1 protein-coding gene is annotated in these 1,394 nt (G+C 64.6%); it reads left to right on the top strand.

What is annotated here, in order from left to right:
• Positions 1–1,394, top strand: a 1,394-nt coding sequence (locus ASE71_RS24430; RefSeq protein ID WP_060634978.1) for an amidohydrolase, incomplete at both ends; no start/stop codon positions are given.

Genomic DNA, 1,394 nt, shown 5'->3' with positions numbered 1-1,394 from the left:
ATGCCGACAAGACGCTCGTTCCTCGGTGCCGCCTCGTCGCTGGCGCTGCCCGCTCTCTTTCCGTCGGCCCGCACCGCCGGCGCCCAACAGACCGGAGATACTTCGATGACGCCCGACCTGATCCTTCACAGCGGCCTCGTGACGACGCTCGACCGCGCCAATCCGACTGCCACTGCCGTTGCCGTCAAGGATGGCCTGATCCTCGCTGTCGGTGACGACAGGACGATCATGGCGCTGGCAGGCTCAGGCACAAAGACCATCGACCTCAAGGGCAAGCGCGTCCTGCCGGGCCTGAACGACAATCATACCCACGTCGTGCGTGGCGGCCTCAACTTCAACATGGAGCTGCGCTGGGACGGCGTGCGCTCGCTTGCCGATGCGATGGACATGCTGAAGCGGCAGGTGGCGATCACGCCGGCGCCGCAATGGGTGCGGGTCGTCGGCGGCTTCACCGAGCACCAGTTCGCCGAAAAGCGGTTGCCGACGATCGATGAGATCAACGCGGTCGCGCCCGATACGCCGGTGTTCCTGCTGCATCTCTATGACCGGGCGCTGCTTAATGCCGCGGCGCTCCGCGCCGTCGGCTACACCAGGGACACGCCGAACCCGCCAGGCGGCGAGATCACTCGCGATGCCAGCGGCAACCCGACGGGGCTGCTCTTGGCCAAGCCCAATGCCGGCATCCTCTATTCGACGCTCGCCAAGGGGCCGAAGCTGCCCTTCGATTACCAGGTCAACTCGACCCGTCATTTCATGCGCGAGCTCAACCGGCTCGGCGTCACCAGCGTCATCGACGCCGGCGGCGGCTTCCAGAACTACCCGGATGACTATGCCGTCATCCAGAAGCTCTCGGACGAGGGCCAGATGACGGTCCGCCTTGCCTACAACCTCTTCACCCAGAAGCCGAAGCAGGAGAAGGACGACTTCCTGAAATGGACGTCGTCGGTCAAGTACAAGCAGGGTAACGACTATTTCCGCCACAACGGTGCCGGCGAGATGCTGGTGTTTTCCGCCGCCGACTTCGAGGACTTCCGCGAGCCGCGCCCGGACATGCCGCCGGAGATGGAGGGCGAACTCGAAGAGGTCGTGCGCATTCTTGCGGAGAACCGCTGGCCCTGGCGACTGCATGCCACCTATGACGAGACGATCACCCGTGCGCTCGACGTCTTCGAGAAGGTCAACCGGGATATCCCGCTTGAGGGCATCAACTGGTTCTTCGACCATGCGGAGACGATCTCTGACCGCTCGATCGACCGGATCGCCGCCCTTGGCGGCGGCATCGCCGTGCAGCACCGCATGGCCTATCAGGGCGAGTACTTCGTCGAGCGCTACGGCCATGGTGTCGCTGAAGCGACGCCGCCGGTGGCCAAGATGCTGGCAAAGGGCGTCAACGT

It is taken from the genome of Ensifer sp. Root954, from assembly GCF_001429005.1.
Lineage (GTDB): Bacteria > Pseudomonadota > Alphaproteobacteria > Rhizobiales > Rhizobiaceae > Ensifer > Ensifer adhaerens.
The sequence above is the reverse complement of the archived record's forward strand: the minus strand, read 5'-3'. Positions and strand labels throughout refer to the sequence as shown.